Consider the following 23,835-nt stretch of genomic DNA (forward strand, 5'->3'; position numbering starts at 1 on the left):
CCGTAATAACCCTATAAACGCCCAGTTGTCGTCATCGGTCGGTTAGACGATAATAGGCGGCTTTTTTTGTTTCAGGTCTCATTCATGACAGATTATTTGCTGCTCTTTGTTGGTACGGTACTGGTTAATAACTTCGTATTAGTGAAGTTTCTTGGCCTGTGTCCGTTTATGGGAGTTTCCAAAAAATTGGAAACGGCCATCGGCATGGGGCTGGCGACCACTTTTGTCCTCACCCTGGCGTCTATTTGTGCTTGGCTGGTCAACGAGTTGATCCTTATTCCTCTTGACCTCGTCTATTTGCGTACGCTGGCGTTTATTCTGGTTATTGCCGTCGTTGTGCAATTTACCGAAATGGTGGTGCGCAAAACCAGCCCGGCGCTCTATCGCCTGCTGGGTATCTTTTTACCGCTGATCACCACTAACTGTGCGGTGCTGGGCGTCGCGTTGTTGAACATCAATCTCGGCCATAACTTCCTGCAATCAGCCCTTTATGGTTTTTCTGCCGCCGTGGGTTTCTCGCTGGTGATGGTGTTGTTTGCGGCTATTCGCGAACGTTTAGCCGTTGCCGACGTGCCCGCGCCATTTCGTGGCAATGCCATCGCGCTTATCACCGCCGGTTTGATGTCTCTGGCCTTTATGGGCTTTAGCGGGTTGGTGAAGTTCTGATGAGTACGATTTGGATTGCTGTTATTGCGCTGGGTCTGTTGGGTCTGGTCTTCGGGCTGATCCTCGGTTATGCGTCGCGTCGTTTTCGCGTCGAAGAAGACCCGATTGTCGATAAAATTGACGAACTGTTACCTCAGAGTCAATGCGGGCAATGCGGTTATCCTGGCTGCCGCCCTTATGCGGAAGCTGTGGGTAATCAGGTTGCAAAAATCAACTTGTGCGCACCTGGCGGTGAAGCCGTGATGCACAAAATTGCGACTTTGCTTAACGTGGATCCTCAGCCCATTGAAGGCGATGCTCAGGCATTGGAACCCGTTCGCATGTTAGCCGTTATCGACGAACCGAATTGTATTGGCTGCACCAAGTGCATTCAGGCCTGCCCGGTGGATGCCATTGTCGGTGCCACTCGTGCCATGCATACCGTAATTAGTGACCTTTGCACCGGATGCAATTTATGTGTCGACCCGTGCCCTACGCGTTGTATTGAGCTGCGCCCGGTCGAAACCACCACAGAAAGCTGGAAGTGGGATCTGCAAACCATCCCGGTTAGACTCATTCCGGTGGAGCAAAATGCTTAAGTTATTTACCCGTTTCAAAAAAGACAAAATCTGGGATTTCGATGGTGGCATTCATCCACCAGAAATGAAAACTCAGTCAAACGGCACGCCACTGCGCCAGGTTCCTTTGCCACAAAAGCTGGTTATTCCGTTGAAGCAGCACATTGGCGCTGAAGGTGAACTGTGCGTGAAAGCCGGCGATTATGTGCTGCGTGGTCAACCTTTGACTCGTGGGCGTGGTCGCATGTTACCCGTTCATGCTCCCACTTCCGGAACCATCACCGCTATTGCGCCCCACTCGACCGCCCATCCTTCTGCATTGGCTGAGCTGAGTGTGATTATTGAAGCCGATGGCGAAGATACCTGGATTGAACGTGACGGCTGGCATGATTATGCGTCGCATAGCCGTGAAGAATTAATTGCGCGTATTCATCAATTTGGTGTTGCCGGTCTGGGCGGAGCAGGCTTCCCGACCGGAAATAAATTGCTCGGTGGCGGCGATAAAATCGACACACTGATCATCAATGCCGCGGAATGCGAGCCTTACATTACCGCCGATGACCGCCTGATGCAGGATTGCGCGGCGCAAATCATCGACGGCGTACGTATTCTTGCGCATATTTTGCAGCCAAAGCGCGTGTTAATTGGCATTGAAGATAACAAGCCGCAGGCCATTTCTATGATGCGTGCGGTGCTTTGCAATACGCACGGTATCGAGTTGCGGGTGATCCCAACCAAATATCCGTCTGGTGGCGCAAAGCAACTCACTCAAATTCTTACCGGGAAACAAGTTCCACAAGGTGGCCGCTCGTCTGATATTGGCGTGCTGATGCAAAACGTCGGCACCGCTTTTGCCGTGAAACGCGCCGTTATGGATGGAGAACCGTTAACCGAGCGTGTGGTGACGTTAACCGGCGGGGCCGTTCAGCAACCGGGCAATGTCTGGGCGCGTCTGGGAACGCCAGTCCGCCATCTGTTGGATTTTGCCGGATTCCGTCCGGGTCATGATCAGCAAGTGATTATGGGCGGGCCGTTAATGGGCTTTAGCCTGCCGTGGCTGGATGTTCCTGTCGTCAAAATCACCAACTGTTTGCTGGCACCTTCCAGTCTCGAAATGGGTGAGCAACAAGAAGAACAGAGCTGCATTCGTTGCAGCGCCTGCGCTGATTCCTGCCCGGCAGATCTTTTGCCACAGCAACTCTACTGGTTTAGCCGTGGGCAACAGCACGATAAAGCGCAGGCCCATAATCTCAAAGATTGCATCGAATGCGGGGCTTGCGCCTACGTTTGCCCAAGCAATATTCCGCTGGTGCAATATTTCCGTCAGGAAAAAGCCGAGATACGTGAAATCGAGCTGGAAGCCAAACGCACCGCTGAAGCCAAAGAGCGCTTTGAAGCGCGCCAGGCGCGGCTCGAACGCGAAAAAGCCGCTCGCCTTGAGCGCCATAAACAAGCAGCCGTTCAACCTACAGCTAAAGATAATGATGCCATTCAGGCCGCTCTCGCCCGGGTGAAAAGCAAGAATACGCAAGGCAATGAGCCGATTGTTATCAAAGCCGGAACCTTGCCGGACAACCAGCAAGTGATTGCCGCCCGCGAAGCGCGTAAAGCGCAGGCGCGCGCTCGTCAGGTTGAGAAAGAAGCGCAAGAAATTCCAGCAGAAACCGGTGTTGTTGATCCGCGTAAAGCCGCGGTCGAAGCAGCGATTGCCCGAGCGAAAGCACGCAAAGCGGCACAGGCAAACGAAGCCGCAACAGCCCCGGTCGAAGTGGCTAAAGCCGAAACGGTTGATCCGCGCAAAGCGGCGGTCGAAGCCGCCATCGCCCGAGCGAAAGCCCGTAAAGCCGCGAAGGCCGAACAACAATCTGAAGAAACACCTGCCGAAGAACAAGATCCGCGTAAAGCCGCCGTTGCCGCGGCAATTGCTCGTGTCCAGGCACGAAAAGCAGCGCAACAAATGGCATCAGAGGAATAAATGGTTTTTAAGATAGCAAGCTCCCCTTATACCCATAACCAACGCAGCACATCGCGAATTATGCTGCTGGTGACTTATGCCACTTTGCCAGGAATGGCAATGCTGTGGTACTGGTTTGGCTGGGGCAGTCTGGTGCAAATCGCATTAGGTATTTTGACGGCTTTCGCCGCTGAACTGCTGGTGCTCAAACTGCGCAAACAGCCGCTACGGATCCTGGGCGATAATTCTGCTGCGCTCACCGGCCTGTTACTTGGCATCAGTATTCCACCGTTTGCTCCTTGGTGGATGGTGATCCTCGGCACGGTGTTCGCCGTGATTATCGCGAAACAATTATATGGCGGCCTGGGGCACAACCCGTTTAACCCGGCAATGGTCGGTTATGTGGTGTTGTTGATTGCCTTCCCGGTGCAAATGACATCCTGGTTGCCACCGCATACGCTTGCCGCAACGGTACCTGGTTTTGCCGACTCGCTGCACGTAATATTTTCTGGCACGACGGCGGCTGGCGATACCATGTCGCAGTTGCGGATGGGTATAGATGGTATAAGTCAGGCCACCCCGCTCGACACGTTTAAAACCGGATTACGCGCCGGGCATTCCGCCACCGACCTGTTGCAAGAGCCGATTTATACCGGCGTGCTGGCGGGAATTGGTTGGCAGTGGGTGAATCTCGCATTCCTTGTAGGCGGGCTGTTCTTACTGGTGAAAGGTGCCATTCGCTGGCATATTCCGGTCAGTTTTCTTCTGGCGCTGGCGGTGTGTTCCACCCTGGGCTGGATGTTTGCTCCGGAAAAATGTGCATCACCGCTGATCCATCTGTTCTCTGGCGCAACGATGCTGGGTGCATTCTTTATTCTCACCGACCCCGTTACCGCCTCGACAACCAATCGTGGGCGTCTGATTTTCGGCGCGCTGGCCGGTTTGCTGGTCTGGCTGATTCGCACCTACGGCGGTTATCCTGATGGCGTCGCGTTTGCTGTTCTGCTGGCTAACATCACCGTGCCGTTGATTGATTACTACACCCGCCCTCGTGCTTACGGGCATCGCTAAGGATTCGTCATGCTGAAAACAATGCAAAAACATGGCGTGACTCTGGCGCTGTTTGCCGCGCTGGCAACAGGACTTACCGCAGTCGTTAACGCGCTGACCAAAGGCACCATCGAACAACAAGCCGTTGCTCAACAGAAGGTGTTGTTCGATCAGGTGATTTCATCCGATAGTTACGACAACAATATTCAGGCCAGTTGCGTGGTGGTGAACAATTCGCCATTAGGCAAAGGCGATCGCGAAATCTATGTTGCGCGTAAAGGTTCGCAGCCGGTAGCCGTGGTCATGGAAGCGACTGCACCCGATGGCTATTCTGGCGCTATTCAGTTGCTGGTCGCTGCGGATTTTAACGGTAAAGTATTAGGCTCACGAGTGACCGAACACCATGAAACACCGGGCCTGGGTGATAAAATCGAAACGCGCCTGAGCGACTGGATTACCCATTTTGCGGGTAAAACCATTCAGGGTAATGATGACCCGAGCTGGGCGGTGAAGAAAGACGGCGGTCAGTTTGATCAGTTTACCGGCGCGACGATTACCCCGCGCGCAGTTGTCAATGCGGTTAAACGTGCGGGATTGTTCGCAAAAACATTACCCTCTCAAGTAGATAATTTACCTGTTTGTGGAGCACAACCATGAGCGAAGTAAAAGATATTGTCGTTCAGGGGCTATGGAAAAATAACTCCGCGCTGGTGCAGTTACTGGGCCTGTGCCCGCTGCTGGCGGTAACCTCCACAGCCACCAACGCCCTGGGACTTGGCCTTGCCACCACATTGGTATTAGTGCTAACCAACAGCGCGGTTTCAGCACTGCGGCGCTGGGTTCCTGCTGAAATTCGCATCCCGATTTACGTGATGATTATCGCGTCGGTGGTCAGTACCGTACAGATGTTGATCAATGCTTACGCCTACGGTTTGTATCAATCGCTGGGGATTTTTATTCCTTTGATTGTGACCAACTGCATTGTGATTGGCCGCGCCGAAGCTTTTGCCGCTAAAAGTAGCGTACCGCTTGCCGCTCTAGATGGATTAGCCATCGGCATGGGGGCTACCAGCGCGATGTTTGTTCTCGGCTCGCTGCGTGAAATTATTGGCAACGGTACGCTGTTTGATGGGGCTGATGCGCTGTTAGGCAACTGGGCAAAAGTGCTGCGTATTGAAGTGTTCCATACCGATACGCCGTTCCTGCTGGCCATGCTGCCGCCAGGGGCATTTATTGGTTTGGGTTTGATGCTTGCTGTTAAATATCTTATTGATGAAAGAATGAAAACGCGCCGCGCAGCGAAAGCTGTCGCCACGGAAGGACATCCAGAGAAAGCGTAATGAATAAGAGCAAACGGTTAGAGATCCTCACGCGCCTGCGTGACAACAATCCTCATCCTACGACAGAGCTGCAATTCAGTTCGCCGTTTGAGCTGCTGATAGCCGTGTTGTTGTCCGCGCAGGCGACAGATGTCAGCGTCAACAAAGCCACGGCAAAACTGTATCCGGTTGCAAATACACCGCAGGCGATGCTGGAGATGGGCGTGGATGGCATCAAGTCGTATATCAAAACCATCGGCCTGTTTAACAGCAAGGCTGAGAACGTGATTAAGACCTGTCGGATGCTAATTGAATTGCATAATGGCGAAGTCCCGGAAGACCGTGCCGCGCTGGAAGCGTTACCCGGTGTAGGCCGTAAGACAGCAAACGTGGTGCTTAACACCGCGTTTGGCTGGCCAACCATCGCGGTAGATACCCATATCTTCCGCGTTTGTAACCGCACGAACTTCGCGCCGGGTAAAAATGTTGAGCAGGTAGAGGAAAAACTGCTGAAAGTGGTTCCGGCAGAATTTAAAGTCGATTGCCATCACTGGCTTATCCTTCACGGTCGTTATACCTGTATCGCCCGTAAGCCGCGCTGTGGCTCGTGTATCATCGAAGATCTTTGCGAATACAAAGAGAAAGTCGATATCTGATTTCTTCCGCCTGCGGCATTCGTGGCAGGCCGGTTCAATGCTCAATTCCTCCTCTCTTCCTATTCGCCATATTCAGTTGCTTTGTTCTGCAAATCATTGCCACCTCGTTTACATCCTGCGGTGAATAATTACCCGAACAGGTTAATCGTTTTTTTACGATAAGAATTTTCCATAACTATGTGACGCAGATCACACTGATAACCTGATGTTAAATTTAAGTCATCAAAATGAAACAAATAACCTCTTATTCACCAGTGAATGCCCAACTTAGGCAGTACAATAGCCTGCACATATCTTTACACCCCGCCCATATCACTACACATTCGCCTTTAGAGCAGAACATATAACTAAATTGATTTAATTTTGATATTCCAGCAGAGAATAAATTGGTAAAGCGCATTTTGATAAAATTTAACGCTGAATAACAAATTGCTTTTCGGTGCTTTATTCCGCCTCGGATATATGTAACAGAGTATTACAAACCTCTTGCCTGATTGCGCAGGATAGTGAACATTACCCGCCGTTTCCCCTTCCTTATAACTAAAAAAGCGAATGCCCACCCGGCATGACGCTTAGAAAACTCCTGTTAAAGTGGGATGTAAAAAAAAGAGGTATATGTGTCGACTGCAAACCAAAAACCAACAGAAAGCGTAAGTCTGAACGCTTTCAAACAACCAAAATCGTTCTACCTGATTTTCTCTATCGAGTTGTGGGAGCGTTTTGGCTACTACGGCCTGCAAGGCATCATGGCCGTTTACCTGGTCAAAATGCTGGGTATGTCCGAAGCTGACTCCATCACCCTGTTCTCTTCCTTCAGCGCGCTGGTCTACGGAATGGTCGCTATTGGTGGTTGGTTGGGCGATAAAGTTCTCGGCACCAAGCGTGTCATTGTGCTCGGCACAATCGTTCTGGCTATCGGTTACGCGCTGGTAGCTTACTCCGGCCACGATGTTGCCGTTGTTTATATGGGTATGGCGACAATCGCTGTGGGTAATGGTCTATTTAAGGCTAACCCGTCTTCCCTGCTTTCTACATGCTATGAAAAAGACGACCCGCGTCTGGACGGTGCATTTACCATGTACTACATGTCCATCAACATCGGTTCATTCTTCTCTATGTTGGCTACACCATGGCTGGCAGCGAAGTATGGCTGGAGTGTTGCGTTCTCTCTGAGCTTCGTGGGTATGCTGATTACCCTCGTGAACTTCATGTTCTGTAAGAAGTGGGTGAAGAACCACGGTTCCAAACCTGACTTCCAGCCTGTTCACTTCGGTAAACTGGCCACGACTATTGTCGGCGTTCTGGTGCTGGTTACCGCAGCAACCTGGCTGCTGCACAACCAGGGTATCGCACGTATGGTTCTGGGCGTAGTCGCTCTGGGCATCGTGGTTATCTTTGCTAAAGAAACCTTCGCCATGAAAGGCACAGCGCGCCGTAAGATGATTGTTGCGTTCATCCTGATGGTTGAAGCGATCGTGTTCTTTGTGCTGTATAGCCAAATGCCAACCTCTCTGAACTTCTTTGCTATTCGTAACGTTGAGCACTCCATTCTGGGTATCGCGTTTGAACCAGAGCAGTTCCAGGCACTGAACCCATTCTGGATCATGATTGGTAGCCCGATTCTGGCTGCAATCTATAACAAAATGGGCGACCGCATCCCAATGCCGCACAAGTTCGCATTCGGTATGGTTCTGTGCTCCCTCGCGTTCCTGGTGCTGCCAGTCGGTGCTAAGTTTGCATCCGATGCGGGTATCGTTTCAGTAAGCTGGTTGATCCTGAGCTATGCGCTGCAAAGTATTGGCGAATTGATGATTTCTGGTCTGGGTCTGGCGATGGTTGCACAATTGGTGCCACAGCGTCTGATGGGCTTCATCATGGGTAGCTGGTTCCTGACGACTGCTGGTGCGGCAATCATTGCAGGTAAAGTTGCCAACCTGATGGCTGTACCGGAAAACGTGACAGATCCATTGCAGTCACTGGCAGTTTACGGTCACGTATTCATGCAAATCGGTATTGCTACCGCTGTTATCGCGGTTCTGATGATGATTACGGCACCGAAACTGAGCCGTATGGCGCAGAGTGACGAAAAAGCTGAAACCACCACGGAAACAGCCACCGCGTAATGTAGCGGGAAACATGATTTTTTCAGCCGTTAGCTTTTCGCTAACGGCTTTTTTTTTGCCCGTTTGCGCACTAACATAGGGTATCTTAGCGCCCTATAGGAGTTCAGTAATGAAACTGTATTATAAAGCTGGTGCCTGTTCCCTCTCCCCCCACATCATCCTGCGCGAAACCGGTGTAGATTTCTCCCTCGTCAAAGTCGATTTAGCGGCAAAGAAAACCGAAACGGGTGACGATTATCTTGAAGTGAATGCCAAAGGCCAGGTTCCGGCACTGGTACTTGATGACGGTTCGCTGCTGACTGAAGGGGTTGCGATTGTGCAGTTCCTCGCAGATAAAGTGCCTGACCGCCAGTTGCTCGCTCCCGCAGGCAGCATGACGCGCTACCATACGCTCGAGTGGCTTAACTACATTGCGACAGAGCTTCACAAAGGCTTCTCGCCATTATTTAATCCAGCAACGCCTGACGATTTCAAAACACTTACGCGTGCCGCACTTGAGAAAAAATTCAAATACGTCAACGAAGAGTTGAATGACAAACAGTGGCTGATGGGTCTGCGTTTTAGCGTGGCGGATGCGTATCTGTTTACCGTATTGCGCTGGGCGCAGGCATTGAAACTCAATATGGAAGGGTTGAGCAACATCGACGCGTTTATGGAACGTATGAAAGCGCGTCCGGCAGTGGCGGCGGCGTTAACAGCTGAAGGGATTTAATCTGCTTGACGTGAAAACGCCCTCTACTGAGGGCGTTTATGTTTTACAGTTTCACCGCAGTGAAATAGTGCTCAGGTTTCGCAATACCTTCTTGCGCCGCAACCAGTTGTAGTTCGTACTCTTCCATTTTCTTCGTCACGACCATTACGTCATAAACCGCAGCAGTAACGTGCTCGAGCGCTTCGCGAAGCGTGGCTCCCTGCAGCAACTTCACCAGCAACAGGCCACTTGTCACATCACCTACGCCAACTGGCTGGCGCTCACCAAAATCCACCAGTGGACGATGAATATGCCAGGCTTCATCGGCTGTCACCAACAACATCTCAAAGCGATCTTGCTGATAAGCGGCACGTGCCAGATGTTTCACCAGGACAATTTGCGGGCCTTTGGCGATGAGTTCACGCGCCGTGGCAACCGCTTCTTCAACGGTATTCACTGCATGGCCGCTGAGAATTTCAAGCTCAATCAGGTTTGGCGCAATAATATCGCTGGCTGGTAGCGCATAGCGTGTATGGAATTCGGCTACACCAGGTGCGACGATACAACCCTTTTCAGGGTGCCCCATAACCGGATCACAGAAATACTTTGCCTGCGGATTCGCTTCTTTCACTTTGTGCACGATAGAAAGAATGTGTTCACCCTGCTCCGCAGAGCCTAGATAACCACTCAGCACCGCGTCACAACGCTGCAACTGACCGATATCTGCAATTCCCTGCACAATCTCACTGAGATGGCTGGCAGGCATGACGTCGCCTGTCCATTTTCCGTATTGGGTGTGATTGGAGAACTGAACGGTGTTCAGCGACCACACATTGGCGCCCAGGCGGCGCATCGGGAATTCGGCAGCACTATTACCGGCATGACCAAAAACCACATGGGACTGGATGGCAAGAATGTTTTTCATTTCTCTACTCGGGCTACTCTGGGGATATATCGCAAAAATAAAGGGCGTGGTTTCCCACGCCCTTCTGGTCTTTCTTAATTACTTCCAGCAAACGAGGCAGTAATTTTTCTTACCCCGGCGCAGCAAGGTGTAGCGATTGAACAGAATATCGCTATCAGCAAAGGTATATTCCGGGTCGGACTGCTTCTCACCGTTAATGGTAATAGCATTTTGCGCGATAGTTTTACGCGCCTGACCACGAGAAGGTTGCAGTTCAGAATCGACCAATGCTTGTTGTAAATCAGCGCCGCGTTCCATTTCAACCATTGGCACGCCGTCCTGAGCCAGTTGCTCAAGGTCAGCTTCGGTCAAATCGCTCAGGTTGCCGTTAAACAGGCTGCTGGTAATACGTTTCGCCGCTTCCAGACCTTCTTCACCGTGAACCAGACGAGTCACCTGCTCTGCCAGCACATATTGCGCACGCGGAGCCGCGCCACTGTTTTTGTCTTCTTCTTCCAGCGCGTCGATTTCTTCCAGGCTCATGAAGGTGAAGAACTTCAGGAAGCGATAAACGTCGGAGTCTGCGGTGTTAATCCAGAATTGGTAGAATTTGTACGGGCTGGTTTTCTTCGGATCAAGCCATACCGCGCCGCCTTCGGTTTTACCGAATTTGGTGCCATCAGATTTGGTGATTAGCGGAACAGTCAGACCAAACGCTTGTTGCTGGTGCAGGCGACGGGTCAGGTCGATGCCAGAGGTGATGTTACCCCACTGATCGGAACCGCCAATTTGCAGAACTACGCCGTGCAGTTTGTTCAGGCAGGCGAAGTCGTAACCTTGCAGCAGGTTGTAGGAGAACTCTGTAAAGGAGATACCCACATCATCACGGTTCAGACGTTGCTTCACCGCTTCTTTGTTGATCATCTGGTTTACAGAAAAGTGCTTACCAATATCACGCAGGAAGGTCAGAACATTCATTCCGCCAAACCAGTCGTAGTTATTCGCCGCCACCGCTGAGTTTTCGCCACAGTCAAAATCGAGGAATGGTGCAACCTGGCGGCGAATTTTTTCAACCCACTCTTGCACGGTATCTTCGGTATTCAGTTTGCGCTCGGAGGCTTTAAAACTTGGATCGCCAATCAGACCTGTTGCACCACCCACCAGCGCAACCGGTTTGTGACCCGCTTCCTGGAAGCGTTTCAGGCACAGCAGTGGAACCAGATGGCCCAAATGCAAGCTGTCAGCGGTAGGATCAAAGCCGCAATACAGAGCAATTGGCCCTTGCGCCAGTCGCTGTGCTAACGCTTCTTCATCCGTTACCTGGGCGACTAAGCCCCGCTCTTGCAATTGTTTTATCAAATTGATGCTCGCCATCAAATTCTCCATCTATATACGACTGCACCTTTACCGGTACACGGTTTTTCGCCTGGTGGCGAAAGGAGTTAATTTCTTAGGGGACATATAATAGAGAGCTGGCACGTGGAGTACCAGCGCTTAACACAACAAATTCCCGATGCTACGGGGCCAGGCGGTCTATTTTCCAGGCACTGCCGTCACGCTGGTATAAAAAACGATCGTGCAGGCGATGTTCACCGCCCTGCCAGAATTCCATTTGGTCAATCGTTACGCGATATCCGCCCCAGAAACTCGGTAGAGGAATTTCGCCCTGCTGGAATTTTTGTTTTAGTTCGAGGAATTTACTTTCCAGAATACCGCGCGCGGAAATACGGCTGGATTGTTTTGAAACCCAGGCGCCGATTTGGCTATCACGCGGACGGCTGTGGAAATATTTCAGCACTTCAATCGTTGATAAGCGTTCCGCCGTTCCCTGCACCATGACCTGGCGGTCGAGCATATGCCACGGGAAGTGCAGACTGATTCGCGGATTCGTTTCGAGGTGATGGGCTTTGCGTGAACCAAGGTTGGTGTAAAACACGAGTCCTCGTTCATCAAAGTGTTTGAGCAAAACAATGCGCTGATATGGCTGGCCGTTTTCATCAACGGTTGCCACTACCATCGCGGTAGGATCGGCAAGTTTTGCATCACATGCCTGAGCTAACCAGCGCTCAAACAAAGGCAGTGGTTGTTCGGTAAGATCAGTGCGGCGCAACCCACCTTTGGTGTATTCGCGGCGCAAATGCGCAATTTGTTGCAAAGAGTCGTTATCAGACATGGCTTTACGTCAGGCAATTGTCAGGTGGAGCTATTGTGCGCTCCACCCTCAAAAATCTCAACGCTTAGGATTTTGTAACTGGCAGTTATCTAACACCACCGTGTCTTTACGATAAACCGTGGCGGTATCGCCTTTCGACCAGAATACATACACTCCGTCGGTATAACGCGAGCCCGAGGCAGACAGACCCTGAGTCAGCGACAGGTATTCGTTGTCGTAGACAAAGTTGACCATCTGTTTCTGATTATTGAGTTTGACGGTAAGGGGTTTTTCGTCGCACTGATATTGCAGGGTATCGGTCTGCATACGCTCAACAAAGGTGTTGTAATAGCTGCATCCGGCGAGCATGAAAGGAATAGTGGCAATAAGTAGTTTTTTCATCTGCATGTCCTGAAGTTCTTATAATTTCTTATAAAAGGGGGAGCTTAGCGTCCCCCATCACTTCAGTTTAGAGTTTTAGTGCTGTTGTGAATTTCAGTTAACTCCGATTCTTCAGGGAAGATGGAGCGGGTTTGCGGGAAATATGGCACCAATCACGCTAGCGGCTGTTGCACCAGTCACGGACGGCAGATTTCCCGGCAGGCCCGACATAGTGCGGTACGCAAGCCAGGCGAATGCCAGTGCTTCCATGTCATCGCCGCTAATGCCTGCATCATCAGTGGTTGTCACTTCGATTCCAGGCAGCAAACCACCTAAACGCGCCATCAGTAGCGGGTTACGGCTCCCGCCACCGCAGACCATCAGGCGTTCACAACCACCGCTTAATAAAACCTGCTCGGAAATAGTCACCGCGGTGAGTTCCGTGAGTGTGGCCTGAACATCTTCCCCGGCAAGCCCTGGGAATGCCGCCAACTGGCGTTCAAGCCAACCATAGTTGAAATACTCGCGACCGGTGCTTTTCGGCGCAGGCATGGCAAAGTACGGGTCACTAAGCATTTGCTGCAATAAAGGAATAATAACTTTACCGCTGCTCGCCCATTCGGCGTCTTTATCGTACGCCTTGCCGCGCTGACGCCAGATCCATGCATCAATCAGCATATTTCCGGGGCCGGTATCAAACCCACGTATGGGTTGTTCCGGTATCAGCAAAGAAAGGTTGGCAATCCCACCGATGTTGAGCACCATGCGGTGTTCGGTCGGATGGGCTAATAAAGCATGATGGAATGCCGGAACCAGGGGCGCGCCTTGTCCACCAAGCGCCATATCGCGGCGGCGAAAATCCCCTACGACTGTCACACCGGTGCGCGCAACAATTTGGTTGTTATCACCAATTTGCATCGTGTGCGGCGCATCACCTTGCGGTTCATGCCAGACGGTTTGCCCGTGGCACCCGATAGCCGTGATGTCGGTATAAGTCAGCCCCTGTTCATTCATCAACGTTTGCACCGCTTCGGCGAACAATTTCCCCAGGCGATTATCGAGCTGCCCAAGCTGAGAAAGCGTTAACTGCTGCCCCTGACAGATTGCCAGAATGGCATTTTTGATATCTAAAGGAATCGGGTGGCTGTAACTCGCCTGCTGCGCAACAAGATGCTCATCAATCGCTGCCAGAACGACATCAATACCGTCCAGACTGGTGCCCGACATCACACCGATATAACGCCCTGATTTCATCTGTTACTCCTGTAGATTCGCCATTTTAGGGGGTAAACTCCATCATAAATTAGCACTCAATTCGATGATTCATTAATACTTTTTAACAACAATGCCTGTCTCACAAAGAATATTGCGCTGGTTTAGGCACGGTTAAGTTAAGGTTTTTTAGTATCAATGCCATAATGCATCGGAACTAATTTTAATTTCAGCACCTAAATACCATATAATTTATCCATGAAGGATGCTCAGTTGGGCGTTTCAGGTGTTCAGGAGAGTCAAAAAATGATTTCACGTGTACTGGCAGTAACATTAGTTGGGTTAACTTTGGCTGGTTGCAGCAACACCAGTTCACTTTCCGGCGACGTGTACAGCGCCTCTGATGCCAAACAAGTGCAGAGCGTCACGTACGGTACGTTGGTTTCTGCTCGCCCTGTTCAGATTCAGGCAGGAAATGATTCAAACGTGATGGGTGCGATTGGCGGGGCTGTTCTGGGTGGCTTCCTGGGTAACACCGTCGGCGGCGGTACCGGTCGTTCACTGGCAACAGCTGCGGGTGCAGTAGCAGGTGGCGTGGCAGGTCAGAGTGTTCAGGGTGCGATGAACAAAACTCAGGGTGTTGAGCTGGAAATTCGTAAAGATGACGGCAACACTATTCTGGTCGTACAAAAACAAGGCGACACTAAATTCTCTGCGGGTCAACGTGTGAGAATCGCTAGTAACGGCAGCCAGACCACTGTTTCACCGAACTAATTAATGCTTCTATAAAGCAGAAAGCCTCGCTTTGCAGCGAGGCTTTCGATAAAAAAATCATTCTTTCGTCTGTAAATCAACGATGTTTTTTTCCAGCCGGTTTATCAGGTTAAGCAACAGTGTCTGCTCTTCGGGGCTGATACCCAACAGAATTTCATCGCGCGTCTTTTTGATAACCGTTTCCATCTCAGTGATGATGGGATCTGCCCGCTCAGTGAGTTTAATACGCTTCGCGCGACGGTCGTTCGCACAAGTCTGACGAGAAATAAGACCTTTCTCCTCAAGTTGATCAAGTGTTCTGACCAATGATGGTTGCTCAATGCCGATCGCTTTGGCCAGTTGAATCTGTGACTGCTCGGGCGGCAACTGATGAATATTGTGCAACGTAACCCAATGCGTTTGTGTCAATTCAAGTGGTTTCAGGCGATGGTCAATCAGAGCACGCCAAATGCGCACCAATCGTGCCAGATCTGATCCTAATGGCGATTCCAATTTCATCTCCTTATAATTAGCTTGCTAACATATTATACTGATTTTAAACTACTGTGCAGGCTTTAATTGAAAAAACAAAATCCTTATTTTTGCTGACGTTATGCAACCAGCTATACTTTTAGTTTACATCTAAGTCAGGGGAAACGGCAGTCGTCCCCGGAATTTTAAAGGATTATCTGACGTGAGCTTTAATTTACTGACCTCAGGCTTACCCATTCAGGACCTGATTTTGGGTGCTTCTATCTACTTTCCCCCTCTTTTTAAAGCGGTTCTTGTTGGTTTTTTTATCTGGCTCATCCTGCATCATTTGTTACGTGACTGGATGTATTCCGGCGAAATCTGGCATCCGACATTAATGGATTTGTCGTTATTCTCACTCTCTGTCAGTGCAGGCCTGGTCATTCTGGTGGTGTGGTAAAGCATGAATATGAAAACAATTAAGTATTTTTCCACGCTGCTGGTTTTTGCTGTAGCCATCGTTGTTGGCTGGATGTTATGGAATTATTACATGCAATCACCGTGGACGCGAGATGGGAAAGTTCGCGCAGAGCAAGTCAGCATTACGCCGCAAGTTTCAGGGACCATTACAAAGCTTAATATTGAAGATAATCAGTTCGTCAAAGCGGGTTCGATTTTGTTCACCATTGACGTCACGCCTTACCACATTGCCGAACTCAACGCGCAGGCGCAGTTAGCCCAGGCGCAGTCCGAACTGGGCAAAGCCAGCAACGAAGCCAAACGCCGTCGTAATTTGCCGCGCAACTATATTTCTGCCGAAGATATGGACACCGCCAACATCAATGTCAAAGCCGCTCAAGCCGCAGTAAAAGCGGCTGAAGCCACGCTTGAACAGGCAAGATGGCAGATTACGCAAACGACCGTGACCGCGCCCGTTGATGGCTGGGTGACGAATCTTTCAACACGAACCGGCAATTACGCCACCGCCGGGCAGCCGGTATTTGCGCTGGTCGATAGCCACTCTTTTTATGTTGTTGGTTATTTTGAAGAGACCAAACTTCGCCATATCCAACCCGGCAACGCCGCGCAAATCGTGTTGTATAGCGGCCATGTTCCTTTAAGCGGCAAAGTGCAAAGCATTGGCCGCGCCATCTACGATCAGAGTGTTGAAAGCAACAGCAATTTAGTGCCGGATATCAAACCCAACGTGCCCTGGGTGCGACTGGCCCAACGTGTTCCGGTGCGCATCAAGCTCGATGAGATTCCGCAAGGAGTCACATTAGTATCCGGCACCACCTGCACTGTATCCATTAAGCACTGACAGCGCTGATGAAACTCTCAGCGTTGGCATGGCGAAATACGCCCTGGGGCAAAGCAAACGCCGGGCAATGGCGCTACGCCCTGCGTAATGCGATTGCGATGTGTCTGGCATTGACTATCGCTTATTACCTGAATCTGGATGAACCCTACTGGGCAATGACTTCAGCGGCCGTCGTGAGCTTCCCTACCGTCGGCGGCGTGGTCAGTAAAAGTCTGGGGCGCGTGGCAGGCAGTTTGATTGGTGCTATGGCCTCGCTGATTATTGCCGGGAATACGCTTAACGACCCGTGGCTGTTTACTTTTGCTATGGCTGCGTGGCTGGCGCTATGTACGTGGAGCTCAAGCCATTTCCAGAATAACGTCGCGTATGCCTTTATGCTGGCGGGCTACACCGCCGCGATTATCGCTTTCCCGATGGTGAATACGGTTGAAACCACGCAGCTGTGGGATATTACTCAGGCACGTGTTTGCGAAGTTATCGTCGGGATTTTATGCGGTGGTTTTATGATGATGGTGCTGCCCAGCACCTCTGATGGCACCACGCTGCTGAGTGCGCTGCGAAATATGCATGCCCGTTTGCTGGAACACGCGTCGATGCTGTGGAAACCAGAAACCACCGATGCGATTCGCATGGCGCACGAAGGGGTTATCGGGCAGATTCTGACCATGAATCTTTTAAGGATTCAGGCGTTCTGGAGCCATTATCGTTTTCGCCGCCAGAATAATTTGCTCAATTATCTAATTCATCAACAACTCCGCCTCACCAGTGTTATCTCCGGCCTGCGTCGGATGTTGATGAACTGGCCTGACCCGCCAGAAAATTTATGGCCAGTCCTGGAAGCCTTAATTAAAGAGCTGGCGCGGGAGGATACTCATAAATATCACATCGCCCGCCTGTTACAGCAGATTGCCCCTGGGGTCGATGATGACTATCGGTATCAGGCGTTCTGGCATCGTCTGCGTTATTTCTGCTGGTTGTATCTGAACAGTTCGCGATGGTTGCGTGAACTGGAAAATGCGACGCCGGTATCAGAGCTAGAACCACCGAAAACTCCGCCACTGGCGCGGCATACCGATAACACCGAGGCCTTGTGGAGCGCAGTTCGCACCTTCTGCGTAATCACCGTGACCGGAGCCTGGTGTATCAGCACCCAATGGGATGGCGGGAGCGGTGCGCTATCGCTGGCGGCAATAAGCTGCGTGCTCTATTCGTCTGTCGCCTCGCCGCTTAATTCGCTCACCTTGCTGATGCGCACATTGCTGTGGCTATCGCTATTTAGCTTCCTGGTGAAATTCGGCCTGATGGTGCAAATCACCGACCTCTGGCAGTTCCTGATTTTCTTATTGCCGCTGCTGGCGACCATGCAGTTACTCAAGCTACAACAACCCAAGCTGGCGGGCTTATGGGGGCAACTGATCGTTTTCATGGGTTCGTTTATCGCAGTGACCAACCCGCCGGTTTATGACTTTGCAGATTTCCTGAATGATAATCTGGCAAAAGTGATAGGCGTGGGCCTTTCGTGGGTGGCGTTTTCCATTCTGCGACCGGGTTCAGACACGCGGAAGAGTCGCCGCCATATTCGGGCCTTGCGACGTGGTTTTGTCGATCAGTTAAGCCGCAAACCCGTCCACACGGAAAACCAATTTGAATCGCTCGCCTATCACCACATTAGCCAACTGAGTAACAGCAAAGATGAAACGGCGCGCCGCTGGCTGTTGCGTTGGGGAGTGGTGTTATTGAACTGCTCGCATGTAGTCTGGCAATTGCGGAGTTGGGAAACACGGTCCGACCCGCTTTCGCAGGTGCGTGATGTATGTATTCATACCTTGCGGGACGTGATGAGTGAACGTGGGGTTCAGCAACGATCGCTGGCAGCAACGTTGCAGGAATTACAGAAAATGTCGGACACGCTTGCGCATCACCATAATGCGGATGCCCGAGAGCTCGCCGGAATCATCTGGCGGCTTTATTGTTCGCTTTCCCAACTGGAACAAGCGCCACCTGCCGGAACGTTGGCAGGCAGCCACTAGTTTTACTGGATAACGCCGCAAGCGTAGCGCGCCCCACCACCGCCAAGTGGTTTCGGTTGATCGGACATATTATCGCCATCAACATGCACCATTAACGCCTTGCCTTTTACATCATCGAGTTTTTTCAGGCGCGGTGCGGTAACGGGCTGGGTCGCGCTGCCGTCGTTATCAACCACCAGCACGGGTAAATCACCCAGATGACCCACACCCATTGGACCCATATGTTTGCCAGTATGTTCAGGATCAAGATGCCCACCGGCCGCTTCAGCGGCTGAAGGTTTGCCATCTTTCATAGCAGCATCACAGCTGCCTTTGGCGTGGACATGGAACCCATGGTCGCCTGGGGGAAGTGTTCGCAGGTCCGGTGCAAAAACCAGTCCTTTATCGGTCTCGGTGATTTTGACATTGCCAAGAGAGTGACCAATCCCCTCAGCGGTGACGAGATTCATTTGAACGTCGGTGCTTGCAGCCTGAGCGGCTCCACAACTCAATAAGACCAGTAACGCCAGACTCATTCGCTTCATATTTATCTCCCGGATTCATGTTTACCCTGTTAAGCATAGGCCAGACAGGTGGAATCCTCCGGGAGATAACTAATTTTGCGGGTTATGGCACGTCGTAACCCAGAGCGGCTTTACGAATGCGGAACCATTGTTGACGGCTCATATCCAGGCTCAGAGAATGAATGGCTGAACGCACACGTTCAATTTTACCGGAGCCGATAATTGGCAACGGTTTAGACGGCAAACGCATCACCCATGCGTAAACCACTTGCTCGATAGTTTCAGCACCCATCTCATTTGCTACCGCTTGTAACTCATCACGCAGCGGCTGGAAGGCTTCGTCATTAAACAGGCTACCACCGCCCAGACATGACCATGCCATCGGATGAACGCGCAACTGCTGGCATTGATCCAGCGTGCCATCAAGAATAGTCGGCTGATGTACCGGAGAAATTTCCACCTGATTGGTCGCCAGCGTAAACGGCAGACGCGATTGCAACAATGAAAACTGAGCGGGTGTAAAGTTTGATACGCCAAAGTGACGCACTTTGCCGCTCTGATGCAGCATAGTGAACGCTTCCGCCACTTCGTCAGCATCCATTAAAGGATCAGGACGGTGAATTAACAGCAGGTCCAGATAGTCAGTGGCCAGGTTCTGAAGTGACTTTTCCGCGCTGCTGATGATGTGAGATTTGTCGGTGATGTAGTGCCCCAAAGCGTGATCGGGTTTTGCCGTGGTAGCAATCCCACACTTCGTAACGATTTCCATTTTTTGACGCAGATGCGGAGCCAGGCGCATTGCCTCGCCAAACGCGGCTTCACATTGATAACCACCATAGATATCAGCGTGGTCAGCAGTGGTAATACCCAGGTCGACATGCTCTTCAATAAAGCTGGCCAGTTGAGGGGCGGACATATTCCACTCCATCAAACGCCAATACCCCATCACCAGACGGGAAAGTTCTGGTCCCTGCGGGGAAATCGTAATGCGCTGTACCATAAAGCCTGTCCTCAGTGTTAAATGAATTCTGCGACTGAGTATAGAGGGATCAGGGAATTAAAAAAGTGAAGGTTGTTGCGGTTCTTCGGGGGATGCGCTCTTGTTTGCACGTAATTTACGCATTAAACGCTGGCGGCATAAACGTAGCACTTCTTGTTTTTGCCCATCGCTCAGTTGCTGCCACTGAAAGCGCTCGTCACGACTGCGCATACACCCACGGCAAAAGCCGCGCTCATCTGACTGGCAGATCCCGCGACACGGACTTTGTATCGGGAAAAACTCTAACTGTTCAGACACTCGCCAACCTCTTCAAGCACATTGCTTCAATTGAAGCCTGACACGCAGAATGTTGCAAGCGATGCGGTGAAATTAAGGTTCGCCTAATCTTATTAAATTAGTCTACGTCCATTATATTCGTGTCGTACGGGCGTTATGGAAATCAATAAAAGGTTACGGTGTAACGACTCCAGATTTAACCTGTGCTGTGCCCTTTTCTTTACTTTGATTAATTCACTGTTCATAAAACGCGCATGGGACATCATTGCCGCGGACTCATTTCACAGCTGGATATTCGCCATTTCCGTGCCCGTGGTTTTGTTCAGCGCCTGGTTATCCCTCTTCAATATGATTAATTTTCCGTGGATACGTAAGCCACTGCTGGTGATATTGGTGATGGGTTGTGCGGCGAACAATTACTTTATGTTTACCTGTGGTGCAGTCATTGACTCTCATATTGTAAGTAGCGTCTTTGAAACCGACTCCCATAACGCATCCGGGTTAATAACCCCGCCATTACTGCTCTGGATCGGGCTGGCTGGACTGGTATCCGCATTGTTTCTGTCAGCGATTAAAATCCAGGCTTCACGCTGGTGGTACACCCTACTCATCCGCCTGGTCGGGGTTCTGGCGGGACTGTTGATCATTATTCTGGTGGCTTCAGTTTTTTATAGCGATTACGCATCGCTGTTCATTAGTCACAAAAACATCGTAAAAATTTTCCCCTAAAAACTTGCGTTAGACCGACTGGTCTATTACAGTCTTTCCCCATGAACAGACATCCTGACCATGACACACGCGAACACCTCCTTGCGACCAGCGAGCAGCTTTGCCTGCAGCGCGGGTTTACTGGCATGGGGTTGAGCGAATTGTTAAGCACTGCCGAAGTCCCGAAAGGATCTTTCTACCATTACTTTCGCTCTAAAGAAGCGTTTGGCGTGGCGATGTTGGAGCGCTATTACACGGCTTATAACCTGCGATTGCAGCAGCACTTTTCCTGTGGCGCGGGAACGTACCGCGAAAGATTGTTGGCCTGGTATCAGGAAACTGTTAACTGGTTTTCCCAGCACGGTAGCCTGATCAGCTGTTTGACGGTCAAACTTTCGGCGGAGGTTTGCGACCTTTCAGAAGATATGCGTGCGGCGCTGAATCAAGGCTCGGCACAGATTGTTTCCCAGCTTGCAGATGCACTGGAAAAAGGTCACGCAGAGAAAAGCCTGAAATTGACCGATTCCGCGTTCAACCAGGCTCAGGTGATTTATGCCCTTTGGCTCGGAGCGAGCTTGCAGGCGAAGATTTCACGTAGCGCGATACCGCTGGAATGCGCCCTCGCTCACGTCACTCAATTATTAGCGGAGCCTGTCTCCTGACAGGCTTTTATTTCAGTACTTTTTATTTAATCAAACAGTAGACGACCGGTCTATTAGAGGCGTTTTATATGTCAGCAGATAAATTATTTACTCCACTGAAAGTTGGTGCTATTACCGCCCCGAACCGCATTTTTATGGCTCCACTGACCCGACTGCGCAGCATCGTGCCGGGTGATATCCCTACGCCTTTGATGGGTGAATATTACCGCCAGCGTGCCAGCTCAGGGCTTATCATCAGTGAAGCGACGCAGATTTCAGCGCAAGCGAAAGGTTATGAAGGCGCACCAGGTTTGCATAGCGATGAGCAAATTGCTGCCTGGAAGAAAATTACGGCGGGCGTTCACGCCGCAGATGGCCGTATTGCTGTGCAACTGTGGCATACCGGTCGTATTTCCCACACCAGTATTCAGCCTGGACAGCAAGCGCCGGTTGCTCCATCTGCACTTTCTGCCGGTACCCGCACTTCGCTTCGTGATGAAAACGGCCATGCCATTCGCGTCGATACATCCATGCCGCGCGCACTTGAGCTCAATGAAATTCCAGGCATCGTGAATGACTTCCGCCAGGCGGTAGGAAACGCACGTGACGCTGGTTTTGATATGGTTGAACTGCACTCTGCGCACGGTTATTTGTTGCACCAGTTCCTCTCACCATCTTCTAACCATCGCACCGATGAGTACGGCGGTAGCCGTGAAAACCGCGCGCGCCTGGTGCTGGAAGTGGTTGATGCTGTGAGCAAAGAATGGAGCGCTGACCGTATTGGTATTCGTGTCTCTCCAGTCGGTTCATTCCAGAATGTGGACAACGGCCCGGATGAAGAAGCCGATGCGTTGTATCTGATTGAAGAACTGAACAAACGTGGCATTGCTTATCTGCACATGTCTGAACCAGACTGGGCCGGCGGCAAGCCATACACCGAAGCATTCCGTCAGAAAGTACGCGAATGTTTCAACGGTGTGATCATTGGTGCAGGCGCTTATACCCCAGAAAAAGCAGAAGCATTAATCGAAAAAGGTTTGATAGACGCTGTCGCGTTTGGCCGTGATTACATCGCGAACCCTGATTTGGTTGAGCGCCTGCATCACAATGCAGAACTCAACGCCCAGCGCCCTGAAACCTTCTACGGCGGTGGCGCTGAAGGTTATACCGATTATCCGACCTTATAATCAGAGTCTTCCGTTGATAGCGGCGTTTATTCGCCGCTATACTTACCTCACATTTAGAAATTAACCTTCTAATTCTTCGAGGAATTTATGCGCTTACTTCATACCATGCTGCGTGTCGGCAACCTGCAACGCTCCATCGAGTTTTACACTAACGTACTGGGCATGACCCTGCTGCGTACCAGCGAAAACCCTGAATATAAATACTCTCTGGCCTTCGTGGGCTACGGTCCGGAAACGGAAGAAGCGGTTATTGAGCTGACTTATAACTGGGGCACCGAAAGCTATGATTTGGGCAATGCTTACGGTCACATCGCGCTGAGCGTTGATAATGCAGCCGAAGCTTGCGAACGTATTCGCCAAAACGGTGGCAATGTGACGCGTGAAGCTGGTCCGGTCAAAGGTGGCTCCACCGTTATCGCTTTCGTTGAAGATCCCGACGGCTACAAAATTGAGCTGATCGAAAGTAAAGACGCTGGCAAAGGTCTGGGTCACTAATACCCGAGTAGCGGGCATTTTTGCGCCCGCTACTGCAACCCTCCCTAAAATTTGCCATAATGCGCGCTGCTTTTTCCCCGTACTAAGAGATCCTGATGTCTGACAACACGCAACTGCATAGCCTGTGCGACCGTTTTCGTGGTTTTTATCCGGTAGTCATTGATGTAGAAACTGCCGGCTTTAACGCGAAAACCGATGCTTTACTGGAAGTCGCAGCCATCACTTTAAAGATGGATCAAGACGGCTGGTTATCGCCGGATGAAACCCTGCATTTCCATGTCGATCCGTTTGAGGGTGCAATCCTTCAGCCTGAAGCGCTGGCCTTTAATGGTATCGATCCGCACAACCCGTTGCGTGGTGCCGTCAGCGAATATGATGCGCTGCATGCGATTTTCAAAATGGTGCGTAAAGGCATCAAAGACAGCGGATGCAACCGTGCGATTATGGTCGCCCATAACGCCACATTCGATCACAGCTTTATGATGGCAGCGGCAGAACGCGCATCACTCAAACGTAACCCGTTCCATCCGTTTGTCACCTTTGATACCGCCGCGTTAAGCGGACTGGCATTAGGGCAAACGGTGTTGGCGAAAGCGTGCATCGCCGCGGGCATGCCGTTTGACAGTAGCCAGGCGCACTCTGCTCTGTATGACACCGAGCAAACAGCGCACCTGTTTTGCGAAATCGTCAATCGCTGGAAACGCTTAGGTGGCTGGCCTCTTCCGCTTCCGGCAGAGGCTGAATCTTAAGCATAAAAAAAGCGACCTAAGCCGGTCGCTTTTTTA

The 23,835-nt window shown here is 51.0% G+C and carries 27 protein-coding genes; 18 read left to right on the forward strand and 9 right to left on the reverse strand.

Features of this window, described 5'->3' with window-relative positions; genetic code table 11:
- Window positions 1-84: 84 nt before the first annotated feature.
- The 9 genes from rsxA to gstA all read left to right on the forward strand — a co-directional run bounded on the left by rsxA (window position 85) and on the right by gstA (window position 9,037).
- Complete coding sequence (rsxA, locus tag AC0IWZ_RS10610; protein WP_034455395.1) at window positions 85-666, forward strand: electron transport complex subunit RsxA; 582 nt, start codon at window positions 85-87, stop codon at window positions 664-666.
- Window positions 666-1,244, forward strand: a complete 579-nt coding sequence (rsxB, locus tag AC0IWZ_RS10615; protein ID WP_471677372.1) for an electron transport complex subunit RsxB — start codon at window positions 666-668, stop codon at window positions 1,242-1,244. The genes rsxA and rsxB overlap by 1 nt, the downstream gene beginning before the upstream one ends.
- Window positions 1,237-3,198, forward strand: a complete 1,962-nt coding sequence (gene rsxC, locus AC0IWZ_RS10620) for an electron transport complex subunit RsxC (RefSeq protein ID WP_471677371.1) — start codon at window positions 1,237-1,239, stop codon at window positions 3,196-3,198. Before rsxB ends, rsxC begins: the two co-directional genes overlap by 8 nt.
- The gene (gene rsxD / locus AC0IWZ_RS10625; protein ID WP_471677370.1) at window positions 3,199-4,248 is read left to right on the forward strand and encodes an electron transport complex subunit RsxD; all 1,050 of its coding nucleotides are present in this window, start codon (window positions 3,199-3,201) and stop codon (window positions 4,246-4,248) included.
- Between the two features lie 9 nt (window positions 4,249-4,257).
- Window positions 4,258-4,884: an electron transport complex subunit RsxG gene (rsxG, locus tag AC0IWZ_RS10630; RefSeq protein ID WP_034495762.1), complete on the forward strand. Its 627-nt coding sequence runs from the start codon at window positions 4,258-4,260 to the stop codon at window positions 4,882-4,884.
- Window positions 4,881-5,567, forward strand: coding sequence for an electron transport complex subunit E (locus AC0IWZ_RS10635; RefSeq protein ID WP_410372910.1), 687 nt, complete (start codon window positions 4,881-4,883; stop codon window positions 5,565-5,567). Before rsxG ends, AC0IWZ_RS10635 begins: the two co-directional genes overlap by 4 nt.
- A complete protein-coding gene (gene nth / locus AC0IWZ_RS10640) occupies window positions 5,567-6,202 on the forward strand; it encodes an endonuclease III (RefSeq protein ID WP_034495764.1) in 636 nt (211 codons plus the stop codon). Before AC0IWZ_RS10635 ends, nth begins: the two co-directional genes overlap by 1 nt.
- 617 nt (window positions 6,203-6,819) lie before the next feature.
- Window positions 6,820-8,325: a dipeptide/tripeptide permease DtpA gene (gene dtpA / locus AC0IWZ_RS10645; RefSeq protein ID WP_034495765.1), complete on the forward strand. Its 1,506-nt coding sequence runs from the start codon at window positions 6,820-6,822 to the stop codon at window positions 8,323-8,325.
- A 109-nt stretch (window positions 8,326-8,434) separates the two neighbouring features.
- The gene (gene gstA, locus AC0IWZ_RS10650; RefSeq protein ID WP_410372912.1) at window positions 8,435-9,037 is read left to right on the forward strand and encodes a glutathione transferase GstA; all 603 of its coding nucleotides are present in this window, start codon (window positions 8,435-8,437) and stop codon (window positions 9,035-9,037) included.
- 43 nt (window positions 9,038-9,080) lie between these two features.
- On the opposite strand, the gene pdxY is transcribed toward gstA, so the two are convergent.
- The 5 genes from pdxY to anmK form a co-directional block, all read right to left on the reverse strand.
- Window positions 9,081-9,941 (reverse strand): pyridoxal kinase PdxY, encoded by an 861-nt coding sequence (gene pdxY, locus AC0IWZ_RS10655; RefSeq protein WP_471677369.1) that lies wholly within the window; start codon window positions 9,939-9,941, stop codon window positions 9,081-9,083.
- A 78-nt stretch (window positions 9,942-10,019) separates the two neighbouring features.
- Window positions 10,020-11,294 (reverse strand): tyrosine--tRNA ligase, encoded by a 1,275-nt coding sequence (gene tyrS / locus AC0IWZ_RS10660; protein WP_172894029.1) that lies wholly within the window; start codon window positions 11,292-11,294, stop codon window positions 10,020-10,022.
- Window positions 11,295-11,436: 142 nt separating this feature from the next.
- Entirely contained in the window at window positions 11,437-12,093 is a 657-nt protein-coding gene (gene pdxH / locus AC0IWZ_RS10665) for a pyridoxamine 5'-phosphate oxidase (protein WP_034495771.1), read from the reverse strand.
- 57 nt (window positions 12,094-12,150) lie between these two features.
- Window positions 12,151-12,474, reverse strand: coding sequence for a C-type lysozyme inhibitor (mliC, locus tag AC0IWZ_RS10670; protein WP_471677368.1), 324 nt, complete (start codon window positions 12,472-12,474; stop codon window positions 12,151-12,153).
- Between the two features lie 111 nt (window positions 12,475-12,585).
- The gene (anmK, locus tag AC0IWZ_RS10675; protein ID WP_034495774.1) at window positions 12,586-13,707 is read right to left on the reverse strand and encodes an anhydro-N-acetylmuramic acid kinase; all 1,122 of its coding nucleotides are present in this window, start codon (window positions 13,705-13,707) and stop codon (window positions 12,586-12,588) included.
- A 264-nt stretch (window positions 13,708-13,971) separates the two neighbouring features.
- On the opposite strand from anmK, the gene slyB reads away from it, so the two are divergent.
- Entirely contained in the window at window positions 13,972-14,439 is a 468-nt protein-coding gene (gene slyB, locus AC0IWZ_RS10680) for an outer membrane lipoprotein SlyB (RefSeq protein ID WP_034495775.1), read from the forward strand.
- A gap of 57 nt (window positions 14,440-14,496) precedes the next feature.
- Here the strand turns inward: slyB and slyA are convergent, their stop codons facing one another.
- The gene (gene slyA, locus AC0IWZ_RS10685) at window positions 14,497-14,931 is read right to left on the reverse strand and encodes a transcriptional regulator SlyA (protein ID WP_115631824.1); all 435 of its coding nucleotides are present in this window, start codon (window positions 14,929-14,931) and stop codon (window positions 14,497-14,499) included.
- A gap of 181 nt (window positions 14,932-15,112) precedes the next feature.
- Between slyA and AC0IWZ_RS10690 the strand changes: the two genes are divergently transcribed.
- Genes AC0IWZ_RS10690 through AC0IWZ_RS10700 form a run of 3 tightly spaced genes read left to right on the forward strand, consistent with a single transcriptional unit; the run spans window position 15,113 to window position 18,240 of the window.
- On the forward strand, window positions 15,113-15,349 hold the full coding sequence (locus tag AC0IWZ_RS10690) for a DUF1656 domain-containing protein (protein WP_034495778.1): 237 nt from the start codon (window positions 15,113-15,115) through the stop codon (window positions 15,347-15,349).
- Between the two features lie 3 nt (window positions 15,350-15,352).
- Window positions 15,353-16,210: an efflux RND transporter periplasmic adaptor subunit gene (locus AC0IWZ_RS10695; RefSeq protein WP_471677367.1), complete on the forward strand. Its 858-nt coding sequence runs from the start codon at window positions 15,353-15,355 to the stop codon at window positions 16,208-16,210.
- Window positions 16,211-16,218: 8 nt separating this feature from the next.
- On the forward strand, window positions 16,219-18,240 hold the full coding sequence (locus tag AC0IWZ_RS10700) for an FUSC family protein (protein ID WP_471677366.1): 2,022 nt from the start codon (window positions 16,219-16,221) through the stop codon (window positions 18,238-18,240).
- Between the two features lie 2 nt (window positions 18,241-18,242).
- Here AC0IWZ_RS10700 and sodC read toward each other — a convergent pair whose 3' ends face one another.
- The 3 genes from sodC to AC0IWZ_RS10715 form a co-directional block, all read right to left on the reverse strand.
- Window positions 18,243-18,764 (reverse strand): superoxide dismutase [Cu-Zn] SodC, encoded by a 522-nt coding sequence (sodC, locus tag AC0IWZ_RS10705; protein WP_410372916.1) that lies wholly within the window; start codon window positions 18,762-18,764, stop codon window positions 18,243-18,245.
- Between the two features lie 82 nt (window positions 18,765-18,846).
- Complete coding sequence (locus AC0IWZ_RS10710) at window positions 18,847-19,743, reverse strand: aldo/keto reductase (protein WP_471677365.1); 897 nt, start codon at window positions 19,741-19,743, stop codon at window positions 18,847-18,849.
- A gap of 57 nt (window positions 19,744-19,800) precedes the next feature.
- On the reverse strand, window positions 19,801-20,040 hold the full coding sequence (locus AC0IWZ_RS10715; protein ID WP_034495784.1) for a DUF1289 domain-containing protein: 240 nt from the start codon (window positions 20,038-20,040) through the stop codon (window positions 19,801-19,803).
- Window positions 20,041-20,175: 135 nt separating this feature from the next.
- Between AC0IWZ_RS10715 and AC0IWZ_RS10720 the strand changes: the two genes are divergently transcribed.
- The 5 genes from AC0IWZ_RS10720 (at window position 20,176) to rnt (ending at window position 23,799) form a co-directional block, all read left to right on the forward strand.
- Window positions 20,176-20,748, forward strand: coding sequence for a phosphoethanolamine transferase domain-containing protein (locus tag AC0IWZ_RS10720; protein WP_471677364.1), 573 nt, complete (start codon window positions 20,176-20,178; stop codon window positions 20,746-20,748).
- A gap of 41 nt (window positions 20,749-20,789) precedes the next feature.
- Window positions 20,790-21,389, forward strand: a complete 600-nt coding sequence (locus AC0IWZ_RS10725; protein ID WP_471677363.1) for a TetR/AcrR family transcriptional regulator — start codon at window positions 20,790-20,792, stop codon at window positions 21,387-21,389.
- Between the two features lie 68 nt (window positions 21,390-21,457).
- Entirely contained in the window at window positions 21,458-22,555 is a 1,098-nt protein-coding gene (gene nemA, locus AC0IWZ_RS10730; RefSeq protein ID WP_172894022.1) for an alkene reductase, read from the forward strand.
- Between the two features lie 87 nt (window positions 22,556-22,642).
- Window positions 22,643-23,050: a lactoylglutathione lyase gene (gene gloA / locus AC0IWZ_RS10735; protein ID WP_115628383.1), complete on the forward strand. Its 408-nt coding sequence runs from the start codon at window positions 22,643-22,645 to the stop codon at window positions 23,048-23,050.
- A gap of 95 nt (window positions 23,051-23,145) precedes the next feature.
- On the forward strand, window positions 23,146-23,799 hold the full coding sequence (gene rnt, locus AC0IWZ_RS10740; protein ID WP_471677362.1) for a ribonuclease T: 654 nt from the start codon (window positions 23,146-23,148) through the stop codon (window positions 23,797-23,799).
- The last annotated feature ends 36 nt before the right edge of the window (window positions 23,800-23,835 follow it).

Source organism: Buttiauxella sp. AC142 (genome assembly GCF_979253435.1).